Source organism: Sphingobium sp. (assembly GCF_048594625.1).
Classification (GTDB): Bacteria; Pseudomonadota; Alphaproteobacteria; order Sphingomonadales; family Sphingomonadaceae; genus Sphingobium.
Genome location: NZ_JBMDWL010000021.1, coordinates 20,038 through 41,453, shown reverse-complemented (window position 1 = coordinate 41,453; position 21,416 = coordinate 20,038). Strand labels below are relative to the sequence as shown.

Here is a 21,416-nt window from a genome sequence, read left to right as displayed (position 1 = left end):
CGGATGGTTAAGCGGGGCGGGCCGCCTTGGCTAGAGGCGTCGGACGAGTTGCACCGCTACAGCGGCCCATGGCGGGTCGGTCAACACCGTCTGGCGGCTGTTCGACCCCAGTGGCAGCAATTGCAGCCGGTCGCCTTCGCGGCCGATCAGCCGCCCGAACAGATAGCGTCCGGCGGGGCGGGGCAGCAACAGGTCGCGGTTGAGCGCGGCGACATATTCGTCCGGGCCGATGCGGCGGCACCAGATCGCGTCGCCGCTGCGATAATCGCCGATGCTGGCGCTGACATGCACGCCGACCATGCCGTCCGACGTGACGGGCGGCGGGAACAGGGTGGAGCGGGTCGGCGCGCGCGCACCGTCCGGGCCGAGCAGCGCGGCGACCGGCACCGCATCCTGCCCCGGCAGCGCAACCAGTTCGGCGGTGGTGACGCCCAGCGCCAGCGCGATGCGGTTAAGCCATTTTACCGATACGGTACGCGTGCCGGTTTCAAGGCGGCCGATAGTCTGTGCCGTGGTGGGCGGATCGCAGGACAGGCCCACCTGTTCGAGCGTCAGCCCCTTTGCCCGGCGAACTTCACGAATGCGCGTAATCATCCGACATGTTGTCCTGAAACCTATTTGGTTTCCTCTTTCCTACAGATTATCCCACATGGCAAGGCCTGACGCATCGATTTCCGCCGTGAAGGAACAAGCAGATGGCCGCCACCCATGTCGAACAGCTGATCAGGGACCCGGACGGGCGCACGCAGGCAGTGCAGGTGCATATCGGCGAATCGCCCATCGCCTGGTTGCATGCGCGCGGGCATTTGAGCGAGCGCCACTATCTGGCCGGGGATATGTTGCGCCGGGACTGGGAAAAGGCCGGGCTGGGCGCGCGCGTCACCATGCGGTGGGACGCCATGCCGCGACAGATGGGCGGGAGCGGGATCGTGCCCGACCCGACGCTGGCGCAGCTATCGGCGCGGGAACGGTTCGATGGCGCGATCAGGGCGGCGGGACCGGGGCTGGCCGACATATTGTGGCGGGTCGCCTGTGCCGGGGAAGGGCTGGTCGCGGCGGAAAAGGCGCTGGGCTGGCCCAGCAGGGCAGGCAAGCTGGTGCTGACGCTGGCGCTGGACCGTGTGGCGGGATGGTATCGGATCGCCTGAGCCATTTTGAAGCCATCCCGAACAGATGATGGATCACAAAATGCGGCAAGCGGAACCCATTTGGAGCCTGATCTGCCAATCTAACCGGCTCAGCTTTCCGATCAGGCGATCATGCCCGCACCCAGCAGCAGAAGCAGCTTTACATCCATGGCATAGCCCTGTTCGCGCCATGCCGCGATCTGATCGGCAAGGGATGCGAGCGGCACGCGGTGGACATGAATGTCTTCATCCTCCACACCGCCGCCTTTGCCGGTCCTGATAAGGTCATGGGCGCGGAACAGGGTGAAGCTTTCCGACACCATGCCCGGCGAACTGTAGAACTGCCCCAGATTTTCAAGGCGTGCCGGGCGATAGCCGGTTTCTTCCTCCAGTTCGCGGGAGGCGGCGAGGGTCGCATCCTCCCCTTCTTCCTGATCGCCGACCAGGCCTGCCGGCAATTCGATGCAGCGGCGGCCGAGCGGCACGCGATATTGATCGACCAGCAGAACATGGCGGCCATCTGCGCCTTCGTCGATGGCCAGGATCACGGCGGCATGGATGCCGCGCGCCCGGCCGACATATTCCCACTTGCCACGCCGTTTGGCGGTGATGAAACGGCCCGCCCACATGGTTTCTTCAGGGGCGTTCCGGTCGGGGTCCGTCATAATTCAATCAGCCTGTCGGGAAGTTCGTTGATGTCATCGTCGGCGCGGGGGAAATGCGGAGCGAGTATCTGACCAACCTGTCGGACGGCGGCGGCCAGCCCTTCACCGGCGCGATCGTCGCGGATCGCGTCGATCAGGGCGGCCATCGCATCCCCCCATGCCTGTGGCGCGACCTGTTCGTTGACGGCGCGGTCGGCAACGATTTCCGCGCGATGTTCGTCGAGCGACAGATAGATGAGGACGCCGGTACGCCCACGCGTACGCGCTTCGGCAGCGGTGCGGAACAGCAATATGGCGCGGCGACGCACCCGGCGCGCCTTGGTCGCGCGGGGCGTCATCATCATGCGCAGCGGCATGATCGCCAGCAGATAGCGGACCAGCAGGAATTTGAGGATGAGCAGGCCCAGCAGGCCCACCAGCAATTTCCAGTCGGCCAGTTCATGTTCCCAGTCCAATAGCAGCATGGACAGGAACGCGCGCAGATGCATGGGGAATGCCGCCATGAGCGACAGGGCGATGAAGACGGCCGCCGCCGCCCAACTGAGGCCCACATCATGATAGCTGTCGGATCGCCGCGCGACGATGGTGACGATTTCGCCGGATGTGTGGGATTCGGCCTCCGTTACGGCGGCGGACACCAGATCATGGTCGGATTTTGTCAGATGAAGCTGCATCACCAGTCCCCCGACGCGCCGCCGCCACCGAAATCGCCGCCCCCCGAAAAGCCGCCGCCGCTGTCGCCGCCGCCCCATCCGGAGCCGCCCCAGCCGCTGCCGCCGCCCGATCCCCAGCCGGAACCCGCACCCGGCCCCCAGATGATGATCGGCGCGCTGCCGCCACCCCGGCGATAGCGCGTGCCGCCGCGCGCCCGTGACAGAAGCGGCAGGGCGACGAAGAAGATGATGAACAGGATGATCCAGAATGCGATGATGCCGCCGCCGCCGTCATCGCTGCGCGTTCGCGCGGCGGCTTCGGCCTTTGCAGCCTGCGCCTTCGCTTCGTCGGGGGGCAGGGCGAGCAGCGTCGTGATCTGATCGACCCCGGCGTCTATGCCGCCTGCCATGTCCCCGGCCTTGAACCGCGGCGTGATGGCGTCGCGGATGATCTGGGACGACAGGGCGTCGGTCAATATTCCTTCAAGGCCGTAGCCCACCTCCACCCGCACCTTGCGTTCGGACGGAGCGATGATCAGCAGCGCGCCGTTGCTGTCCTTGTCGCCAATCCCCCAGGCGCGACCAAGCCGATAGCCATAGTCGGATATGTCATAGCCCTGAAGATCGGGGATGGTCGCCACGACCAGCGACCGGCCGCTCGCCTTTTTCTGGGCGATCAGCTTGGCGCTGAGCGCCTGTTCCTGCGCGGGGTCGAGCAGATTGGCGGCATCCACCACCCCGCTGTCATCGAATTTGGGAAAGCTCTGCGCCCACGCCGCCGGTGCAAGGACCAGCAGCGTGAGGATCAGGAACAGGCGATGCAGCACCGGATCAGTTGCCGAAATCGACCTTTGGCGCTTCCTCCGCCCCCGGCGTCGTCGCCTGGAAAGGGGTCATCGGCTTGGCGCCGTGGATGATCTTTGCACCGATGGCGTCGGGGAAGGTGCGGATGCGCGTATTATAGGCCTGCACCGCGCCATTATAGTCGCGGATGGCGACGGCGATCCGGTTTTCGGTTCCTTCCAGCTGCGATTGCAGACTCAGGTAATTTTCATTGGTCTTCAGCTCAGGATAGGCTTCGACCGATGCCAGCAGGCGGCCAAGCCCCTGACTGAGTTGCGCCTGTGCGGCCTGGAACTGGGCGACCTTGGCCGGATCGGACAGATCCTGGGCATTGACCTGAACCGACGTCGCCTTTGCGCGCGCTTCGGTCACGCGGACCAGCGTATCCTGTTCCTGCTTGCCCGCAGCCTTCACCGTGGCGACGAGATTGCCGACCAAATTGGCGCGGCGCTGATATTGCGCCTGTACGTCGGCCCATTTGGCCTTCGCCTCTTCTTCGGCGGCAGGCACGCTGTTGATGCCGCAGGCGGACACGGCAAGAGCGGCGGACATTGGCAGGAAAATTCTGGAGAAACGGCGCAGGCGCGTCATGGAACATCCTCGGCATGTGTTTCGATTGGAGAAATAGGGCGTTGTCCTGCGCGGCGCAACGGGCCATCCTGCGTTTATCAGATCAGATCAGGAGGAAAGAATGGGGCTGATTTCCGAATTCAAGACGTTCATCAATCGCGGCAACGTCATCGATCTGGCGGTCGGTGTGATCATCGGCGGCGCATTTGCGACCATTACCAAGTCACTGACCGATGACCTGATCATGCCGGTCGTCGGCTATATTTTCGGCGGCGCAGATTTTTCGGGCTACTTCGTGCGGCTGGGCGAGGTGCCTGTCGACTTCAAGGGCAATCCGACCAGCTATGCCGATCTGAAGGCCGCCGGGGTCGCGATGTTCGGCTGGGGACAGTTCCTGACCGTGTTGGTCAATTTCCTGATCCTGGCATTCATGATCTTCCTGCTGGTCAAGGTTGTGAATAAGCTGACGGCCAAGCCCGAACCCGCGCCGTCCGCGCCCGCACCGACACCGGAAGACATCGTGCTGCTGCGCGAAATCCGCGATTCGCTCAAAAAATAATCGTTTATGCGACGAAACGAGCCTGTGTCGGGAACCATCGGGCATGCGACCGGTTGATCGGCGTCAGGGTTCCAGATGGCGTGAAGCCGCTGGAACCCGTGTCGCATGACGATTTGCCCTGTGGGGGCGTAAAACAGGAGATAACGCCGTGAAAACTTTCGTCACAGTCCTGGGTCTTGCCAGCCTTGTCGCGCTCGCCGCGTGCGATTCCGCCAAGGAAAACAAGGTCGAGAACGCTTACGAGAATCAGGCGGACGCCCTCGACAATCAGGCTGACAATATGGAAGCCATGGCCGACAATCTGAGCGGCAATGCTGAAAACGCTGCCGAAAATGCAGCCGATGCGCTGGAAAACAAGGCCGACGCCACGCGCGAAGCGGGCGAGAAGGCTGGCGATGCAGTCGAAAAGCATCAGTAAGGCGTGATCGGCGGTTTTGACCGCCCGAACGATCATAAGGGGCGTCGCCATCAGGGCGGCGCCCTTTTTCGTTACCAATAGTGATGAACGTCCAGCTTTAACGGCCTTTTAACTACGCCCCGCTCATTGTGCGGCCGCGCGCAGCCTTTGGGGCGATAGGAATGGACGAGCTTCTACAGGAATTCATATCGGAGACCCAGGAAACGCTGGAGGCTCTGGCGGGCGAGGTCGTCGCCTGGGAAGCGGACCCGTCAGACCGGGACCGGCTGGATGCGATCTTCCGATTCTTTCACACGGTAAAGGGCAGCTGCGGATTCCTGAACCTGCCAAGGTTCGAGCGATTGAGCCATGCGGCCGAAGATGTGTTGTCGGATATTCGCGCGGGCAATCGCAGCGCCGATCCTGCCACCGTCAGCGCGGTTCTGGGAATCATGGATCGCATCGGTGAACTGACCGAAGCGGTAGCAATCGGAGCAGCGCTGCCGAGCGAGAATGACGATTATCTGATCAGCGCGCTGACCGCGAAGGCGGACGATGCGGAACAGGCGGTGGTCGAAGCGGCCCCCGTCGCCATGGCGCGCGCCGCTGGGCCCCAGTCAGGACCACGCACCATCCGCCTGCCGTTGAGCCTGATCGATCAGTTGATGAACGGTGTGTCGGACATGGTGTTGGCGCGCAACGAATTGTCGCGCAAGTTGCGTGAACGCACGGCGGACGCCGAACTGGACAATGTGTTCGAACGGCTGTCGACCTGTGTCGCGGACATGCGCGACGTGATTTCCAAAACGCGGATGCAGCGCGTTGACCGGCTATTCGCGGCGATCCCGCGCATGGTGCGGGATCTGGGCCGTGAACTGGGCAAGAGGATCGACCTGACGCTTGAGGGCGGGGACGTCGAAATGGACCGCGAAATGGTGGAGATGGTCGTCGACCCGCTCACCCATATCGTACGCAACGCGATCGACCATGGTATCGAAACGCCCGAACGGCGTCGCGCCGCAGGGAAACCTGAAGTCGGCAAGTTGCGGCTGGAAGCGCGCCAGTCGGGCAATCAGATCGTCATCGCGATCGCAGACGACGGCGCAGGCATTGATACGTCGCGGTTGGTGGACAAGGCGATCGCCGCAGGGCGGCTGACGCTGGACTCTGCGGCGCGCATGTCCGAACAGGATAAGCTGGACCTGATTTTCCACGCGGGACTGTCGACCGCGCAGCAGGTGACGGCGATTTCCGGCCGTGGTGTCGGCATGGACGTCGTACGCGCCAATGTGGAGCGGATCGGCGGGGTCATCGCGCTCGACAATCATCCGGGTCAGGGGCTGTGCATCACGCTGCGCGTGCCGTTGACGCTCACCATCATTCCGGGCCTGATCGTGCGGGCGGGAGGGCAGCATTTTGCGATCCCGCGCGCGGCCGTGGTCGAAATATTGCACGACACCAATGATACGCTGCACATCAACGGCGTGGGCGGCGCAAAGATCGCGACGATCCGCACCGTGCGCCATTCGATGGTCGATCTGGAAGATGTGCTGGGCATGGCAAAGCCCGCGCAGGATACGCCGCGCGCGATCATGGTCGTGCGTTCGGCGACCGGGGTGCCCTTTGCACTGGGCGTATCGGCGGTCGACAATCATGAAGAACTGGTCATTCGTCCCGCGTCGCCGCTGGTCATGGCGACCGGCGTTTATGCGGGCATGACCCTGCCCGACAATGGCAAGCCGATGTTGCTGCTGGATGCGGCGGGGCTGGCCAATGCAGCACGCCTGCCCAACATCATCGACGATCGCGCAGCGCGCCAGCTGGAAGAAAGCGACGACAGCCAGACCGGCGTCGAAATGGTCGCGGCCTTGCGTTTCGAGGAATTGACGGGCGAACGCCGCCTGCTGAAGCTGTCGCTGATCGAACGGGTCGAGGATATTGACGCCGATCTGTTCGGTCGATCGGGTGGCCGCGCCTTTGTGCGGCTGGACGGGCGGCTGGTGCCTGTCGCCAACGGCCTGTCGCAGTTCGATAGGGGTAAGGTATCTGCGCTTCGCCTGCGCGACGACCGGCGGGAAGCATGCTATCCCGTCGCGGCGGTTCTGGACATCGTTCAGATGCCTGCCGTGCCGGACATGGTTGCGATGCACGGCATGCTGAGCGGCGTCGCGGTGGTCGATGGCGAGCATCTGGAGGTCATCAATCCCTTCGCGCTATTTGCGGCGCTGCCCGATGAGGCAATGGTCGAACGGACGCGCGGCCGATGCCTGCTGGCCGATAGCGGCGATGGCTGGACGCGCGAGATATTGGCGCCGCTGCTGCGGCAGGCGGGGCATGATGTGCTGATCGGCCTGCCCAGCGACAGCAGCGTCGATCCCGACGACGTCGTGCTGTGCACCGAAGCCGATGCCGCGCAGGCGGCTGAAATCATGGGATGTCGGGTTGTGCATCTGCGCGCCACGCCGCGTCCTGCCAGTCCGCAGGACGGCAGTATTTATCGTTACGATCAGGATGCGTTGATGGCGGCGATCGCCGGTCGGCGGACATAGGGAAGACGGCCATGGATCAGCTTTATCTTTTGGCGACCCTTGCGGATACGCGGATCGCCGTGGAAACCGGAGAGGTGGAGGCGGTCGTCCGCCTGACCGACATATCGCCGGTGCCCGGTATGGGGGCGCATGTCGCGGGCCTTTCCGCGCTGCGTAGCCGCGTGCTGACGATCATCGATGTTGCGGCGCTGATCAACGGGCGGGCGACGCCGGTGGAACAGCGCCATCTGGCCATCATCGCCAATATCAGCGGGCACAGCTATGGCCTGATGGTCGATGGCGTGTCCGACATTTGCCGCGTGCCGGAAGGGGAATTGCCGCTGCGGGGCCAGCTTGGTGCGGCCTGGGCGCCCTATGCCCGGGCGCTGGTGGAACATGACGGCCACCCCTGGCTGGTGGTGTCCTTGTCCGCCTTCATCGAAGGCGGGGCATTGGCGCAGGCTGCATAAACTTTTCCTCCGTCGTTTACCAAATACTTGTCTTTGTCGATTAAGGCCGTCGGAACGGGCCGTATAATATTTAAGGGACGCTTCATGAAAAATTGCCTGGTCGTCGACGATTCAAAGGTCATCCGCAAGGTGGCCCGCCATATCCTCGAATCGCTGGACCTGACTGTTAGCGAAGCCGTGGATGGTCAGGATGCACTGGCCAAATGCGAGGCATCGCCGCCCGACGTCGTATTGCTCGACTGGAACATGCCGATCATGAGCGGCATGGAATTTTTGCAGGCGCTGTCCACCGCGAAGATGGCCGCCCGGCCCAAGATCATATTCTGCACCACTGAAAACGGCATCAGCCATATCAAGGCCGCGGTAGAAGCGGGTGCGGACGAATATGTCATGAAGCCTTTCGATCGGGAAACGCTGGAAAGCAAACTGGCCATCGTCGGCGTGATCTGACGATCCACCCGGATGCCGATTTGAGGATTGCCGCCGATTTCCCTTTGATTCTTCCGTGCAGAAAGCTCCGTAATGACCGCGATCTTGCCGATGATGACCAGCCCCGATAGCGACCGACGGAACGTGCGGACGCTGGTGGTCGATGATTCGGTGGTCGTGCGCACGGTAATTGAGCGGATATTGAATGCGGACCCCGGCTTCACGGTCCTGCACAAGACCAACAGCGCCGAAAATGCGCTGGCCTATCTGGCCGATCACGTCGTCGACCTGATCCTGCTCGACATCGAATTGCCAGGGCAGAGCGGCCTTGCAGCCCTGCCGCAGATTTTGCAGGTCAATCCCGACGCGAAAGTCGTCATTCTGTCCGGCAAGTGCGAGGAAGGCAGTTCGGCCGCGGTCGAGGCGCTGGCGCTCGGCGCGAGCGACATATTGTCGAAACCGGGCAGCGGCAGTTTCGGCGAACAATTTCCACAGGCGTTGATCGAACGGCTTAGCCGCTTGTTTGGCGATCGGCCCGTCACGCCGCCACTGGCGCGCGCCGTTGCGCCGCCGGTCACAAGTCCTGCCGTCGCGCCGCTGGCCTGCATCGGCATCGGAGCGTCGACGGGGGGCATTCACGCGCTGAGCCAGCTGTTCGAAGGGCTGGCCGCGCCGCTGGGCGTACCGATATTGCTGACCCAGCATCTGCCCGCCAGTTTTACCATCTATTTCGCGCAACAATTGTCGCGGATGACCAGCCTGCGGGTGAAGGTGGCCGAAACCGGCGATCTGCTGATGCCCGATACGGTCTATGTCGCGCCCGGTGACGCCCATATTCAGTTGCGGCGCAGCCTGCATGGCCGCGTCGTGATCCTGCTGAACCCGGAACGCACGGCGGCAGGCAACCTGCCCGGCGTCGATCCGATGTTTTCCAGCATGGCGGAAATCTATGGTGCAGGGGTTGCAGGCATCGTGCTGACCGGCATGGGGCGTGACGGTACGTTGGGCGCGCGCGACATCGTGACGGCAGGGGGATGGATCGTGGCGCAGGATGAAGCGAGCAGCGTTGTGTGGGGCATGCCGGGATCGGTTGCCGGGGCGGGGCTGACCTGTGCCATCATGGAACCGCTGGCGATCATGAATTTCGTTGCCCGTCGCGGCAAGGTCGCCGCCTGATGGCGATTCCCCCCGCCGGCACCGCCGCCTTCCAGAGTGCGGCGCGCATCCTTTCAGCGCTGCTGGAAGCGCGCACGGGCCAGATTCTGTCGGAAGGCCGCGCATGGCGGATGGAAACGGCGTTGCGACCGGTTCTGCGCACCTATGGTTTCCAGACTATCGATGATCTGGCCGCGACATTGCTGCGCAAGCGCGACCCGCGCCTGGACGAGGCTGTCGTCAACGCGCTGCTGAACAACGAAAGCAGTTTCTTCCGCGACCTACAGGTCTTCGACATGATCCATCGCCAGATCCTGCCGCAGATACAGCAGGACAAGGCCGATCGCACGCTGCGGATATGGAGCGCGGGTTGTTCGACGGGGCAGGAAGCCTATTCGCTGGCTATCCGCCTGCGCAACGAAGCCGAGCGGTGGCAGGGATGGCGGATCGAGATTTTGGCGACCGATATTTCTTCGTCCGCGATAGAACAGGCGCGCGCGGGCATTTTCGCCCAGATGGACGTGCAGCGCGGGCTGGCGGTGAACGATCTGATAAAATGGTTCGAGCCGCATGGCGACGACTGGCGTGTCAGTCCGCAACTGCGCCGCATGATCGATTTCAGGCGAGACAACTTGTTCGATCCGAAGGCGCCGTCCGGAGCCTATGACCTGATCCTTTGCCGCAACGTGCTGTTGTATTTCACGCCGGAGCGGCGGGCGGAAGTGTTGCGTTTGCTGGCGCGGCACAGCCATGACCGGTCGGTGCTGCTGCTCGGCGCGGGGGAAACGGTGATCGGGCATGGGGATGATTTCCTGCCCCACGCCGATTTTCGTGGCGGTTACGCGCCCCAGCCATTTATGGCGAAATCCGCTGCCGGGTCGATGTGCCGCGTCGGGTGATTGCACGGGCGCAGTCGTAACCCTGCTTGATTGCTGCGCCTGCATCGGCCATTGTCGCATGCGCGCCGCCAGAGGGGCGGCCGGAAGGGTGCGATGATCGAGCAGCTGCGAGTGACTGTGACTGGCCTTTGCCGATGACCGACATGCCCATGATCGATACGCCGTCGCCCAATTTCGACGACCGCAGCCTGCCCATCACCATGCTGGTGCTGCATTACACCGGCATGCCCGATGCGGCGAGCGCCATCAACTGGCTGGCCAATTCGGAATCCAAGGTGTCAGCCCATTATGTCGTGACGGAGGACGGGCAGGTCGTTCGCATGGTCGATGAGGATAAGCGTGCATGGCATGCAGGGCGATCGCACTGGCGCGGGGTGGACGACGTTAATTCCGCCAGCATCGGCATAGAAATCGTCAATCCGGGGCATGAATGGGGCTATCGCCCCTTTCCCGATACGCAGATGGGATCGCTGATCCCGCTGGTTCACGACATCGTCCAGCGGCACAAGATTACGCGCGGCAACATCGTCGGCCACAGCGATATTGCACCGGCGCGCAAGCAGGATCCGGGCGAACTTTTTCCGTGGGGACAGCTGGCGCGACTGCGGTTGGCCCTGCCGCGTCCCACCAAGAATCTGATGGACCCGCACTGGAGCGACGGCGGCTTCATGCTGGCGCTGGAACGATTTGGCTATGACATTGCGGAGCCGCAACCGGCGGTCGTCGCGTTTCAGCGGCGGTTCCGTCCCGAACGGGTGGACGGGGTGATCGACGGCGAATGCCGCGCGATATTGCTGGCCCTGCTGCTGCCCAAGCCCAGAGGTGACGAATAGGCGGCGACGAATAGAAGGTCGCGAAGAAGCAGGGTGACGCGGCCGGAAAATCGGTCTAAGGCGCGGCTTGCCAGAGGGCCGGGCGGCCGCGGCGTGGCGGGTAACTTCCACGGCGAGGAAAGTCCGGGCTCCACGAAATGACGGTGCCGGTTAACGACCGGCTGGAGTGATCCAAGGGACAGTGCAACAGAAAGCAGGTCGCCCAGGGCTTTGGCCCTAAGACTTCGGTCGGGTGAAATTGAAAGGGTGCGGTAAGAGCGCACCGCGTCTGCGGCAACGCAAGGCGGCACGGTAAACCCCACCGGGAGCAAGACCGAATAGGGACGGCGCGCAGCTTGACTGCTAGGTCTGTTTCGACCGAGATCGTCCGGGTTGGTTGCTTGAGGACCGGAGCAATCCGGTCCCTAGAGGAATGGTCGCCCATCCCCTTAACCGGGGTGGACAGAACCCGGCTTACAGGCCCTCTGGCATTTCCTTGCGCAAAAACGTCAGGCGGGCTGGCGTTTGCGGCCCACATTCCCTAATTTGACCCAATGGCAAAACAGAGCCGATCCAATGATTGGGGATTCCCCCGATGGCGCAGCTATGGCGCAACGCGTGAGGCGCAGAAAGTGCGCCTTTGCGACCGCTATGGGTGTGACAAGCCGGGCGATTGCCCTGCGCCCAAATCCCCCAACAGCCCCGAACGCTGGTATTTCTGCGCCGAACATGCTGGCGAATATAACCGCAATTGGGACTATTTTCAGGGGCTGGACGAAGAAGAGCGGACCGCGCGGGAAAAGGCCGAACGGCGCGATGCGGGCGGTTCCCAGTCGAGCGCCTATCATGGTTGGGGCGGGCCGGGCGATGGCAGCCGTTCGCGCGATGAACTGCACGCGCTCAAGGCGCTGGAGCTGGAAGATGATGCCGGGTTCGATGCGGTCAAGAAAAGCTGGCGGCGACTGGCCAAGGAATATCATCCCGATGTGAAGCCGGGCGATGGCGAAGCGGCCGCCCGTTTTCAGGCGATTCAGGCGGCCTATGAAGTGTTGCGCGCAGCCGAAGAGCGGCGGACATGGAAACCGCGGGGGGCCGTGGATTGACCGACCATGTCCGGTCGAACTGGGCCAATGTGGCGCTGATCTGCCGCAAATGTTCCAAGAAGCTGGACGGCGGCTTTGGTCCCAAGGGCAAGGATCGGCTGGCCAAGGCTCTGCGCAAACATCTGTCGGTCAAGACAGGTCGCAAGGCGGCTGCGGGCATATTGGAGGTCAATTGCCTGGGCGTATGCCCCAGAGGCGCCGTTACCGTGGTCGATGGCGCGGCGAGCCGAGACTGGTTGCTGGTCAGGCCGGGCGCGGACCTTGACGCGCTGGCCGATACGCTCGGCCTGAACGTGGGGTCCAATCCTTAATATTATTCTTACCTCTCCCGCCTAATTGGAGAGGATGACTATTTGTGCGTTTTTGTCGCGAGCCATCCCCATGGCTGCCCAGTGCCTGTTGCCGTTGCTGGGGCTGGTCGCGCTTTATGCCGTCCCACCTGCCAGTGGCAGAATGTTGCTGGTGCCCGTGACGCAGGAAGCAAGGTTGGCGCTGGTGCCGGTCGCAATAGCACATGGCGCGCGACTGGTGGCCAGAGGCCCGCTGGCAGGGTCGATGGTGATCGAAGGCGAACGCGGGAAGCTGGCGCCTGCGCTTTTGCGGCGCGGGGTCATCGCGCTGTCTGCGCAGATCGGCGGTTGTGGAGAGGCGGCATGATGAGCGCCAAGACCAGTCTGGATCAGCTGCGGCTTCAGGGGCTGCGCATCCTGTTGCTGGCCAACTGGCTGTGGACGCTGGCGGTAGGCCTTGGCGGGCTTTATCTGGCGGTGCCGCATGTTGGGTGGGCGCTTTTTCTGTCTGCCTTCGTCAACCTGTTGCCAACGCTGCAGATGATCCGTCAACGGGGGGATTTCGAAGCGCGGATGGTCATGGGCGTGCTGGCGGCGGTACAGCCGGCCATCGGCCTTTACCTGCTGTCCGGCCATGGCTGGCAGATGGACGGCCATATGTTCTTCTTTGTGGCAATGGCCGGGCTGACGCTGCTTTATGACTGGCGGCCGATCGTTCTGACCGCGTCAATCACGGCGGTTCATCATCTGATTTTCAGCTATTTGCTGCCCAGCTGGGTCTTTCCTGAACAGGGGAGCGTCGGCCGCGTCGTTATCCATGCGGTGGCGGTCCTGTTGCAGGCGTCGGTGCTTTGTTATCTGACGGTCAGGTTGCGCGTCCTGTTGAAGGCGCTGGACAGCCATATGGCGGAAGCCGGGGAACAGACCCAGCAGGCGGAACAGGGGCGCGATGCAGCCGAAGCGGCGATGATCGCCAGCCGCGACATGGATACGCGCGCGGCGCAGGTGCGCGCGCAGCAGGAGGCGGAAAAGACGCGCATGGCGGCAGAGCGGCGATCCGCCACCATGGCGCTGGTTCAGGATTTCCGTCATTCGGTGTCGGAAATCGTGCGCACGGTTGGCGCGGCTGCGCGGGAACTGGACGAATCCGCCCGACAGCTTAACCGGCTGGCCCAGCGCGCCAGCACTGGCACATTGGAAACGGTGGCGATTGCGGAACAATCGTCGGCCAATGCGGCCATGCTGGCCCGGCGGATCGATCAATTGTCCGAATCCATCGCGGCCATCGCATCGGCATCTCATCAGCAGGCGGTGCTGGGCGTGGAGGCGCAGCGCGTGTCGACCACCGGCCATCGGGCGGTGCATGATCTGGAAGAACGGACGACATCCATCACCAGTTTCGCCAATTCGATTACGGATATCGCGGCGCGGACGAATTTGCTGGCGCTCAACGCGACCATCGAAGCGGCGCGCGCGGGCGATGTCGGGCGCGGCTTTGCCGTGGTGGCGGGCGAGGTGAAGCAACTGGCTGGGCAGGCCGCCAACGCCACCAGCGAAATCAATATATTGGCATGGTCCGCGCGCGAAGGGGCGGGCGTCGCGCGTGAAGCCTTGTCGGACGTTGCCGGAGCGGTGGCGCAACTGGCGGGCGCGGCCGGTGAAATTCAGCGCGCCGTCGCCGGGCAACGGGACGCGACCAGCGCGATTGGTGAATCTGCGCGCGATACGGCGCGGGATGCCGCCAACATGACCCGGCAGATGGAAGATGTGGCGGATGTCGCCCGCGATACGGAAAACCTGTCGGGCCGCGTGTCGAGCGCGGCATCGAGCCTGTCGCAGACGGCGCAGGCGCTTCAGCGGGCGGCCGATCAGTTCGTGACGCAACTCGAAGCGGCCTGATCGCACCGCGTCTTAAAACGGATGCATGAAAAAGGGGGGAGCGACCATCGGGCCGCTCCCCCCTTTTTTGCGTCGATTGAAACCGATCAGCCCGGCTGGTCGGCGCGGCTGGCGCCTTCACCGTCGAGGTTCAGGGCCGCGAAGTCCCAGTTGATCGCTTCCTTCAGCAGCTTTTCGGCATAGGCCGGGCGCAGGTTGCGATAGTCGATATAATAGGCATGTTCCCACACATCGAGGATCAGCAGCGGCGCATGGCCTTCATGGGCGACGGGGGTGTCGGCGTCATGATAGCTGGTCACTTCCAGCTTGCCGTCCTTCAGGATCAGCGCGGCCCAGCCGCTGGCGAAGTGGCCGACGGCCTCTGCCTTCAGCTTTTCGATCAGGGCGTCGACCGAACCGAAGGCTTCTTCGATCTTGGCGAGCAGTTCGCCGGTCGGCGCGGTCTTCACCGGCGACAGCGAGTTCCAGTAGAAGGTGTGGTTCCAGATCTGGCCGACCTGGTTGAACAGGCCGCCCTTGGACGACTTGATCAGTTCGACGAGCGACTTGCCCTGAAGCGAGGCGTCGGCAGCGACCAGTTCATTGGCCTTCACGACATAGGCATTGTGATGCTTGCCATGGTGGAAATCGAATGTTTCGACGGACAGGATGTCGCCGAAAGCATCCTTAGCATAGGGCAGGTCAGGCAGAACAAAGGCCATGGCGGAACTCCTCAGGTTCGTAATAAGGCGGCCCGCAACACTGACTGCGAAGCCGATCGGTCATATGGTCCATGCGGGGCGTCGACGCCTCCGCCGCTTCCCATATGCGCACCCAACGCCCAAGAAAACAGATATGTGCCTATTGCGAAACGATCTCAGAAATCGGATAATTCCAAGCGCATTTAGCCCTGCGGCGGTGTCGTTTCGCCAAGGTCGTCGCCATCCAGCCTGTCGCCCAGTTCCAGGCCATGGCGCATCAGCATCGGCAGGTTGGCGGCGGCGAAAATGACCGACACGATCGTCACGCCCCACACCTTCACAGCCAGCCATGTGTCGAATGTCATCGTCCGGCGCATGGCTTCATTTGCGACCGCCATGCCGACGAAGAATAAGGCCCAGTTGCGGGACAATTTCATCCAGCCTTCATGGCTGAGGCCGTCATAGGCCGCCTGAAGCAGATATTTGAGCAGCGGTTTGCCCCGCAGCAGCCCGGCGAACAGCGTCAGCGCGAAAAAGGCGTAGATGATGGTCGGTTTCAGCTGAATGAAGCGCTGGTCATGGAAATAGATGGTGAGGCCGCCGAAAAACAGGATCAGCATCGCCGACAGCCACAGCATGGGCGATACCCGACCCAGCTTCAACTTCGACACGATGACCGCGATGACGATGGCGGCCATGAAGGCGGCGGTGCCGAACGTCATGGTGGTGATCGGATTGCCCGCACCCCAGATCCAGCCCGCGCCCTTGTAGGTCAGGAAGAAGACCAGCAGCGGCCCGAAGTCGAGCAGCAGGCTGAGCGTGCCGTTATGAGCGGGCTTCGCCGCCGGTTTGGCGTCAGCGGGCATAGGCCGTCCCCGCAATCGCCTTTGCCATGTCGCCGGGATCGAAGGGACGCAGATCCTCGATCTTTTCCCCGACGCCGATGGCATGGATGGGCAGGCGATATTTCTCGGCCGCCGCGACCAGCACGCCGCCGCGCGCGGTGCCGTCCAGCTTCGTCATGACGAGGCCGGTGACCTGCGCGGTTTCCTTGAAAACTTCGATCTGGTTCAACGCATTCTGTCCCGTGGTGGCATCCAGCACCAGAACAACGTCGTGCGGGGCGGCCGGGTTCAATCGGCCCAGCACCCGGCGGACCTTGGCCAGTTCGTCCATCAGTTCGGTCTTGTTCTGAAGGCGGCCAGCGGTGTCCACGATCAGCACGTCGATGCCGGTTTCGGTGGCCTGCTTGACCGCGTCGAATACGATGCCCGCCGCGTCGCCGCCTTCCTTGCCAGCGACGATGGGGACGCCCAGCCGCTCTGCCCAGACCTTCAGCTGGCCGATGGCCGCCGCGCGGAACGTGTCGCCCGCCGCCAGCATCACGCCATAATCCTGTTCCAGGAAATTAGTGGCGAGCTTTGCTATGGTGGTGGTCTTGCCAGAACCGTTGACACCGATCACCAGGATGACCTGCGGGCGGGGGAACGCTTCAATCTCCAGCGGGCGGGCGACCGGAGCGAGGGTCTTTTCGATTTCCTCCGCGATGATTTCGCGCAGATATTCCTCGGTCAGTTCCCGATTATAGCGTCCCTCCGCGAGCCGTTCGCGCACGCGCGCGGCCATGGCGGGGCCAAGGTCGGAAACGATCAGCGCTTCCTCGATCTCGTCGAGGGTCTGCGCGTCGAGCGCGGCCTTGGTGAAAAGGCCGGTGAGATTGTCGCCGAGCCTGTCGGAAGTGCGCTTGAGGCCGCCAAAGAGACGGTCGCGCCAGCTGTTGCCGGTATCAGTCATTATGCTGCCTCTTGCGCGATCAGGACGCCATTCTCAAGGGCCGTGATGGTCGCACGCACGATGGAGGATGGCGGCTGTGCCGATGCAAAGCGGATCGGCGCGAAATTTTCGGCATGGCCGCTGACGCCGCTGCGTTCGACCAGTACCGATTGCGTCGTCCCGATCAGGCTTTGCAGCCAGCGGTCGCGGCGGCTGGCGCAGGCGTCGCGCAGGCGGGCGGCGCGGGCCTTGATCATGGTGCGATCGACCTGCGGCATGCGGGCTGCGGGAGTGCCGGTGCGGGGCGAATAAGGGAAGATATGGCCGTGGACGATGTCGCACTCATCCACCAGCGCCAGGCTGTTTTCGAACATCGCGTCATCTTCGGTCGGGAAGCCCGCTATGATGTCGGCGCCGATGCTGATGTCCGGGCGGGCGGCTTTCACGCGCTGCACGATGGCTATGGCGTCGGCACGGGCGTGGCGGCGCTTCATGCGCTTGAGGATCATGTCGTCGCCCGCCTGCAACGACAGGTGCAGATGCGGCATCATGCGCGGTTCATGGGCGATCAGGTCGAACAGCCGGTCGTCAATCTCCACACTGTCGATGGACGACAGGCGCAGGCGGGGGAGGTCCGGCACGCCCTTCAATATGCGTTCGATCAGCAGGCCGAGCGAGGGGCTGCCGGGCAGGTCGGGACCATAGCTGGTGACGTCCACGCCGGTCAGGACGATTTCGCGGTAGCCCGCATCGACCAGTTGCTTTGCCTTGTCGATTACCGCGCCCGCGGGCACGGATCGGCTGTTTCCCCGTCCATAGGGGATGATGCAGAAGGTGCAGCGATGATCGCAGCCATTCTGCACCTCAAGGAAGGCGCGGGCATGGTCGGCGAAGGCGGACGCCATGTGCGGCGCGGTGTCGCGCACGGCCATGATGTCGGAGACGCGGACCTTCTCCGGTGTCCCCCAATCGCCGTTCATGTCGAGCGAAGTCGAGACAGGTTCGCGCAACCGCTTCTCGACTTCGCGCGACACGAACGGAGGTTTGTAGGTTTCTGCCTCCATCTTCTCGCGGTTGCCGATCACGCCATCGACTTCAGGCATGGCGGCGAAGTTCTGGGGTTCGGTCTGGGCGGCGCAGCCGGTGACGATGATGCGGGCGTCTGGCCGTTCCCGTTTGGCGCGGCGGATCGCCTGCCGCGTCTGGCGCACGGCTTCGGCGGTCACGGCGCAGCTGTTGACGACGATCAGGTCGTCCTGACCGCCAGCCATGTCCCGTATCGCCTCGCTCTCCGCGATGTTGAGGCGACACCCCATGGTGATGATGTCGGGACCGTTGTTGGCGGAGAGAGGCATGGCGGTCAGAAACGCGCCCAGTCGGCCTCGCCATCGAAGACGTGGGTGGCCGGGCCAGTCATCTGGATCGTGCCGCCGGGCGTCCATGCGATGGTCAGGTCGCCGCCGGGCAGGCTTACGGTGACGGGACCGGCCGTCAGCTTGCGACGGATGGCGGCAACGGCGGTGGCGCAGGCGCCGGTGCCGCATGCGCGCGTGAGGCCCGCACCGCGTTCCCACACGACGAGGCGGATGTGATTGTCGCCGGTGACCTGCGCGAAATTGACGTTCACGCGCTGCGGGAACAACGGATCATGCTCGATCAATGGCCCCAGATGGTCGAAGTTCACACCGTCCAGATCATCCACGAAGAAGATGACATGCGGGTTGCCGACATTGACGGTGGCTGGCGCGGGCAGATCTTCCCAACTGGCGCCCATGGTCAGCGTGTCCATGGGGTAGGCGAGCGGAATGGCGTCCCAGTCGAATCGGGGCGCGCCCATGTCGACGCTGGCGCCGCCATCGACGGACTTCGCGTCCAGCAGGCCTGCCTTGGTGCGGATCAAGACGTCGCGGCCGACGAACAGGGGGACGCAGCGGGTCGCATTGCCGCAGGCTTCCACTTCGCTGCCGTCCGCGTTGAAGATCTGCATCGACACATCCGCATCGTGGGCGTTACCGATCAGGATCAGCTGGTCGCAGCCGATCCCGGCGTGGCGGTCGGCAATGGCGCGCGCACGCGCCTGCGTCATCTCCACCGCATTTTCACGCGCGTCGATCACGACGAAGTCGTTGCCCAGGCCATGCATCTTCGAAAAACGTCCCATGCGCGCGCATTTAATGCGCCGCCATGGGAAAAGCCAGTGGCCGTGAAGACTATCGAGCGGCCGCCGCCCGATGCTGTCCATAGAGCCAGTATACGGCGAGACCGATGGCATTCCATGCGGCGCAGGCGCAAATGGTCTTCATCGGCAGGCTGAGGAAGAGATAGGCGCATCCCGCCACCGCGCCGATGCCCACGACCCATGCCGCAGGCGTGCGGAAGGGGCGTCGCAGGTCGGGTGCGCGTTTGCGCAGGACGAGGAGGCACAGGCCCACGGCGGTGAAGGCGATCAGTGTGCCTGCATTGGCGAGCGCGGCGATTTCATCGATCGGCAGCACGCCTGCGATGATCGCGACCAGCACGGCCGTCACCATCGTGATCCGTGCCGGGGTGCCGCGCTTGGAAATCTTGGCAAGGCTCTGCGGCAGGAAACCGTCGCGCGCCATGACCAGGAAGATGCGGCTTTGCCCGTAAAGGAACCCCAGCAGCACGGTGGGGAGCGCGATGACGGCGGCGATGGCGACGATGCGGGCGATCCCGCCCTGACCCATTTCGCGGAGGATGAGCGCCAGCGGCTCCGGACTGTCGGCAAAGCGGGTGAAGGGCAGGGCGCCGATCGCGGCAGCGGCGACGAGGACATAGATGAGCGTACAAACGATCAGCGACCCGACGATGCCGATGGCAAGGTCGCGGTCCGGGTTCTTCGCTTCTTCAGCGGCGGTCGAAATGGCGTCGAAACCGTAGAAGGCAAAGAAGATGATCGCGGCGGCGGCCATCACGCCGCGCTCCACCCCGTCCGGCCCCATATGCTTGGCAAAGCCGAAGGGCATGAAGGGTTCGAGGTTGGCAGCGTCGAACGCGGGCAGGGCATAGGCGACGAACAGACTAAGGGTCACGATCTTGATGAGAACGAGGATCGTGTTGAGGCGCGCGCTTTCCCGCGTGCCGAACATCAGCAGACCTGCGACCACGGCGATGATGAAGATGGCGGGCAGGTTGACGACGCCGCCCAGTTCCGGCCCCTTGGTCAATGCTTCGGGAAAGCCCAGCGGGGTCAGCAACGGTCCCGCATAGCCCGACCAGCCCACCGCCACGGTCGACACGACAAGGCTATATTCAAGGATGAGGGACCAGCCCACGATCCAGGCGATGCCTTCGCCCAGCACGACATAGGAGTAGCTGTAGGCGCTGCCCGCGGCGGGCATCATGGTGGACAGTTCGGCATAGGCGAGCGCGGCGCAGGCGCAGATCGCGCCCGCTATCGCAAAGGAGAGCAGGACGGCGGGACCGGCGCGATCCGCGCCAACGCCGATCAACGTCAGGATGCCGGTGCCCACGATCGCGCCGACGCCCAGCGCCAACAGGTGCGGCCATGACAGGGTGCGCGCCATCTGATGCCCGCTATCCTTCGGCGTCATCGCCTCCATCGGCTTGCGGCGTGTCCAGCTCATCTTGTTCGGCTCCCCTGTCGTCTTTCACGATAGCTGGCGCAAAGGAAAAGCGGACGCAAGCGGTGTGGCGCAATCCGGCGTCTTCTTACAATACGGGGCTTTGCGACCATCCTAATGTTTCAGGAACAGGGAGGCTTTGGGCAATGGACGCGATGGCGAATCGGTGGGCGTCACGGAAACAGGGCGATCGCTTTTTTCCGATGATGGCGATCGTCATCGCGTCGACCGTCATCGGCGGATTCGGTTCCTTCGCGCTTCGGGGCATGGTGGACGTCGCGCGGGCGCCATGGTGGGTGCATGTTCATGGCGTGGCTTTCATGGTCTGGACCTTGCTGTTCGTCGCGCAGGCCGTGACTGGGCAAGGCGTGACTGGGCAGGGCGGCAGTCGCGTTCTGCACCGGCGGATGGGATGGGCCAGTGCAGGTCTGGGCGCGGCGTTGCTCCCGCTGGGCATGGGGACGGCGGTGATGGCGATCCGGCTGGACCGGGTGCCGGAATTTTTCCCTCATGGCATTTTCATGGCGCTCAACATCATGGAAGTGCTGGCGTTCGGCCTGTTGCTGACGCTTGCGATACAGCTGCGTCGGCGCACGGACTGGCACCGCAGGCTGATGCTGTGCGCGATGGTGGCGATCATCGGCCCGGCCTTCGGGCGGATATTGCCGATGCCGTTGCTGGGGCCATGGGGCGGCCTTGCCGTGATGCTGTGTCAGTTGCTGTTCGTCGTGCCGTTGTTCGTCCATGATATGACGACGCGGCGGCGGGTGCATGGCGCTTCGATAATGGGCGGCACGGCGATCCTGCTGGAAAATCTGCTGGTGCCGGTGCTGGCCGCCGCGCCGCCGATCATCGCCCTGACGACGGTTGTCGCAAACAGCTGATCGCTTGCATCACAGGGTGGTCTGCGCTAAGGGCGCCGCTGCAATCGGTCGGTTTCCGTCCGGTACCCTGACGAC

Annotated in this window: 25 protein-coding genes and 1 other RNA gene; 15 read left to right on the top strand and 11 right to left on the bottom strand. The window is 63.6% G+C overall.

The window, feature by feature from the left end; translation table 11 throughout:
• Positions 1 to 30: 30 nt before the first annotated feature.
• Positions 31 to 594 carry a helix-turn-helix domain-containing protein gene (locus ACOJSJ_RS02560; protein ID WP_420143419.1) on the bottom strand — a complete coding sequence of 188 codons (564 nt, stop codon included), beginning with the start codon at positions 592 to 594 and terminating at the stop codon, positions 31 to 33.
• 101 nt (positions 595 to 695) lie between these two features.
• Here ACOJSJ_RS02560 and ACOJSJ_RS02555 point away from each other — a divergent pair, with 101 nt between their 5' ends.
• A complete protein-coding gene (locus tag ACOJSJ_RS02555; protein WP_420143418.1) occupies positions 696 to 1,148 on the top strand; it encodes a DUF6456 domain-containing protein in 453 nt (150 codons plus the stop codon).
• Between the two features lie 101 nt (positions 1,149 to 1,249).
• Here ACOJSJ_RS02555 and ACOJSJ_RS02550 read toward each other — a convergent pair whose 3' ends face one another.
• The 4 genes from ACOJSJ_RS02550 to ACOJSJ_RS02535 are packed head-to-tail and all read right to left on the bottom strand — an operon-like array spanning position 1,250 to position 3,879.
• Positions 1,250 to 1,792 (bottom strand): NUDIX hydrolase, encoded by a 543-nt coding sequence (locus tag ACOJSJ_RS02550; protein ID WP_420143417.1) that lies wholly within the window; start codon positions 1,790 to 1,792, stop codon positions 1,250 to 1,252.
• Complete coding sequence (locus ACOJSJ_RS02545; RefSeq protein WP_420143416.1) at positions 1,789 to 2,466, bottom strand: TPM domain-containing protein; 678 nt, start codon at positions 2,464 to 2,466, stop codon at positions 1,789 to 1,791. The genes ACOJSJ_RS02550 and ACOJSJ_RS02545 overlap by 4 nt, the downstream gene beginning before the upstream one ends.
• The gene (locus tag ACOJSJ_RS02540; protein ID WP_420143415.1) at positions 2,466 to 3,272 is read right to left on the bottom strand and encodes a TPM domain-containing protein; all 807 of its coding nucleotides are present in this window, start codon (positions 3,270 to 3,272) and stop codon (positions 2,466 to 2,468) included. The genes ACOJSJ_RS02545 and ACOJSJ_RS02540 overlap by 1 nt, the downstream gene beginning before the upstream one ends.
• Before the next feature lie 4 nt (positions 3,273 to 3,276).
• Positions 3,277 to 3,879 (bottom strand): LemA family protein, encoded by a 603-nt coding sequence (locus ACOJSJ_RS02535; RefSeq protein ID WP_420143414.1) that lies wholly within the window; start codon positions 3,877 to 3,879, stop codon positions 3,277 to 3,279.
• A 100-nt stretch (positions 3,880 to 3,979) separates the two neighbouring features.
• Here ACOJSJ_RS02535 and mscL point away from each other — a divergent pair, with 100 nt between their 5' ends.
• From mscL to ACOJSJ_RS02470, 13 genes are all read left to right on the top strand, one after another.
• Positions 3,980 to 4,417, top strand: coding sequence for a large conductance mechanosensitive channel protein MscL (mscL, locus tag ACOJSJ_RS02530; protein WP_420143413.1), 438 nt, complete (start codon positions 3,980 to 3,982; stop codon positions 4,415 to 4,417).
• 148 nt (positions 4,418 to 4,565) lie between these two features.
• Positions 4,566 to 4,835 carry a hypothetical protein gene (locus ACOJSJ_RS02525; RefSeq protein ID WP_420143412.1) on the top strand — a complete coding sequence of 90 codons (270 nt, stop codon included), beginning with the start codon at positions 4,566 to 4,568 and terminating at the stop codon, positions 4,833 to 4,835.
• Positions 4,836 to 4,996: 161 nt separating this feature from the next.
• The gene (locus ACOJSJ_RS02520) at positions 4,997 to 7,363 is read left to right on the top strand and encodes a chemotaxis protein CheA (RefSeq protein WP_420143411.1); all 2,367 of its coding nucleotides are present in this window, start codon (positions 4,997 to 4,999) and stop codon (positions 7,361 to 7,363) included.
• A gap of 11 nt (positions 7,364 to 7,374) precedes the next feature.
• On the top strand, positions 7,375 to 7,812 hold the full coding sequence (locus tag ACOJSJ_RS02515; protein WP_420143410.1) for a chemotaxis protein CheW: 438 nt from the start codon (positions 7,375 to 7,377) through the stop codon (positions 7,810 to 7,812).
• Between the two features lie 84 nt (positions 7,813 to 7,896).
• Positions 7,897 to 8,262: a response regulator gene (locus ACOJSJ_RS02510; RefSeq protein ID WP_420143409.1), complete on the top strand. Its 366-nt coding sequence runs from the start codon at positions 7,897 to 7,899 to the stop codon at positions 8,260 to 8,262.
• Between the two features lie 72 nt (positions 8,263 to 8,334).
• On the top strand, positions 8,335 to 9,417 hold the full coding sequence (locus tag ACOJSJ_RS02505) for a chemotaxis protein CheB (RefSeq protein WP_420143408.1): 1,083 nt from the start codon (positions 8,335 to 8,337) through the stop codon (positions 9,415 to 9,417).
• Positions 9,417 to 10,295: a CheR family methyltransferase gene (locus ACOJSJ_RS02500; protein ID WP_420143407.1), complete on the top strand. Its 879-nt coding sequence runs from the start codon at positions 9,417 to 9,419 to the stop codon at positions 10,293 to 10,295. Before ACOJSJ_RS02505 ends, ACOJSJ_RS02500 begins: the two co-directional genes overlap by 1 nt.
• Positions 10,296 to 10,429: 134 nt before the next feature.
• Positions 10,430 to 11,128, top strand: a complete 699-nt coding sequence (locus tag ACOJSJ_RS02495; protein ID WP_420143406.1) for an N-acetylmuramoyl-L-alanine amidase — start codon at positions 10,430 to 10,432, stop codon at positions 11,126 to 11,128.
• A 70-nt stretch (positions 11,129 to 11,198) separates the two neighbouring features.
• An RNA gene (gene rnpB / locus ACOJSJ_RS02490) (RNase P RNA component class A) lies at positions 11,199 to 11,600 on the top strand.
• 61 nt (positions 11,601 to 11,661) lie between these two features.
• Positions 11,662 to 12,210 carry a J domain-containing protein gene (locus tag ACOJSJ_RS02485; protein WP_420143405.1) on the top strand — a complete coding sequence of 183 codons (549 nt, stop codon included), beginning with the start codon at positions 11,662 to 11,664 and terminating at the stop codon, positions 12,208 to 12,210.
• Positions 12,183 to 12,521, top strand: a complete 339-nt coding sequence (locus tag ACOJSJ_RS02480; RefSeq protein WP_420143404.1) for a (2Fe-2S) ferredoxin domain-containing protein — start codon at positions 12,183 to 12,185, stop codon at positions 12,519 to 12,521. The genes ACOJSJ_RS02485 and ACOJSJ_RS02480 overlap by 28 nt, the downstream gene beginning before the upstream one ends.
• A gap of 70 nt (positions 12,522 to 12,591) precedes the next feature.
• Entirely contained in the window at positions 12,592 to 12,867 is a 276-nt protein-coding gene (locus ACOJSJ_RS02475) for a hypothetical protein (protein ID WP_420143403.1), read from the top strand.
• A complete protein-coding gene (locus tag ACOJSJ_RS02470) occupies positions 12,864 to 14,399 on the top strand; it encodes a methyl-accepting chemotaxis protein (protein WP_420143402.1) in 1,536 nt (511 codons plus the stop codon). The genes ACOJSJ_RS02475 and ACOJSJ_RS02470 overlap by 4 nt, the downstream gene beginning before the upstream one ends.
• A gap of 86 nt (positions 14,400 to 14,485) precedes the next feature.
• On the opposite strand, the gene ACOJSJ_RS02465 is transcribed toward ACOJSJ_RS02470, so the two are convergent.
• The 6 genes from ACOJSJ_RS02465 to ACOJSJ_RS02440 form a co-directional block, all read right to left on the bottom strand.
• A complete protein-coding gene (locus ACOJSJ_RS02465) occupies positions 14,486 to 15,100 on the bottom strand; it encodes a superoxide dismutase (protein WP_420143401.1) in 615 nt (204 codons plus the stop codon).
• A gap of 182 nt (positions 15,101 to 15,282) precedes the next feature.
• Positions 15,283 to 15,945 (bottom strand): septation protein IspZ, encoded by a 663-nt coding sequence (gene ispZ, locus ACOJSJ_RS02460; RefSeq protein ID WP_420143400.1) that lies wholly within the window; start codon positions 15,943 to 15,945, stop codon positions 15,283 to 15,285.
• Positions 15,935 to 16,873, bottom strand: coding sequence for a signal recognition particle-docking protein FtsY (ftsY, locus tag ACOJSJ_RS02455; RefSeq protein WP_420143399.1), 939 nt, complete (start codon positions 16,871 to 16,873; stop codon positions 15,935 to 15,937). Before ftsY ends, ispZ begins: the two co-directional genes overlap by 11 nt.
• Positions 16,873 to 18,207 carry a tRNA (N(6)-L-threonylcarbamoyladenosine(37)-C(2))-methylthiotransferase MtaB gene (mtaB, locus tag ACOJSJ_RS02450; protein WP_420143398.1) on the bottom strand — a complete coding sequence of 445 codons (1,335 nt, stop codon included), beginning with the start codon at positions 18,205 to 18,207 and terminating at the stop codon, positions 16,873 to 16,875. The genes ftsY and mtaB overlap by 1 nt, the downstream gene beginning before the upstream one ends.
• A 5-nt stretch (positions 18,208 to 18,212) precedes the next feature.
• Positions 18,213 to 19,013 carry a diaminopimelate epimerase gene (gene dapF / locus ACOJSJ_RS02445; protein ID WP_420143397.1) on the bottom strand — a complete coding sequence of 267 codons (801 nt, stop codon included), beginning with the start codon at positions 19,011 to 19,013 and terminating at the stop codon, positions 18,213 to 18,215.
• Between the two features lie 49 nt (positions 19,014 to 19,062).
• Complete coding sequence (locus ACOJSJ_RS02440; protein WP_420143396.1) at positions 19,063 to 20,460, bottom strand: amino acid permease; 1,398 nt, start codon at positions 20,458 to 20,460, stop codon at positions 19,063 to 19,065.
• 200 nt (positions 20,461 to 20,660) lie between these two features.
• Between ACOJSJ_RS02440 and ACOJSJ_RS02435 the strand changes: the two genes are divergently transcribed.
• Complete coding sequence (locus tag ACOJSJ_RS02435) at positions 20,661 to 21,341, top strand: hypothetical protein (RefSeq protein WP_420143395.1); 681 nt, start codon at positions 20,661 to 20,663, stop codon at positions 21,339 to 21,341.
• Positions 21,342 to 21,416: the final 75 nt, after the last annotated feature.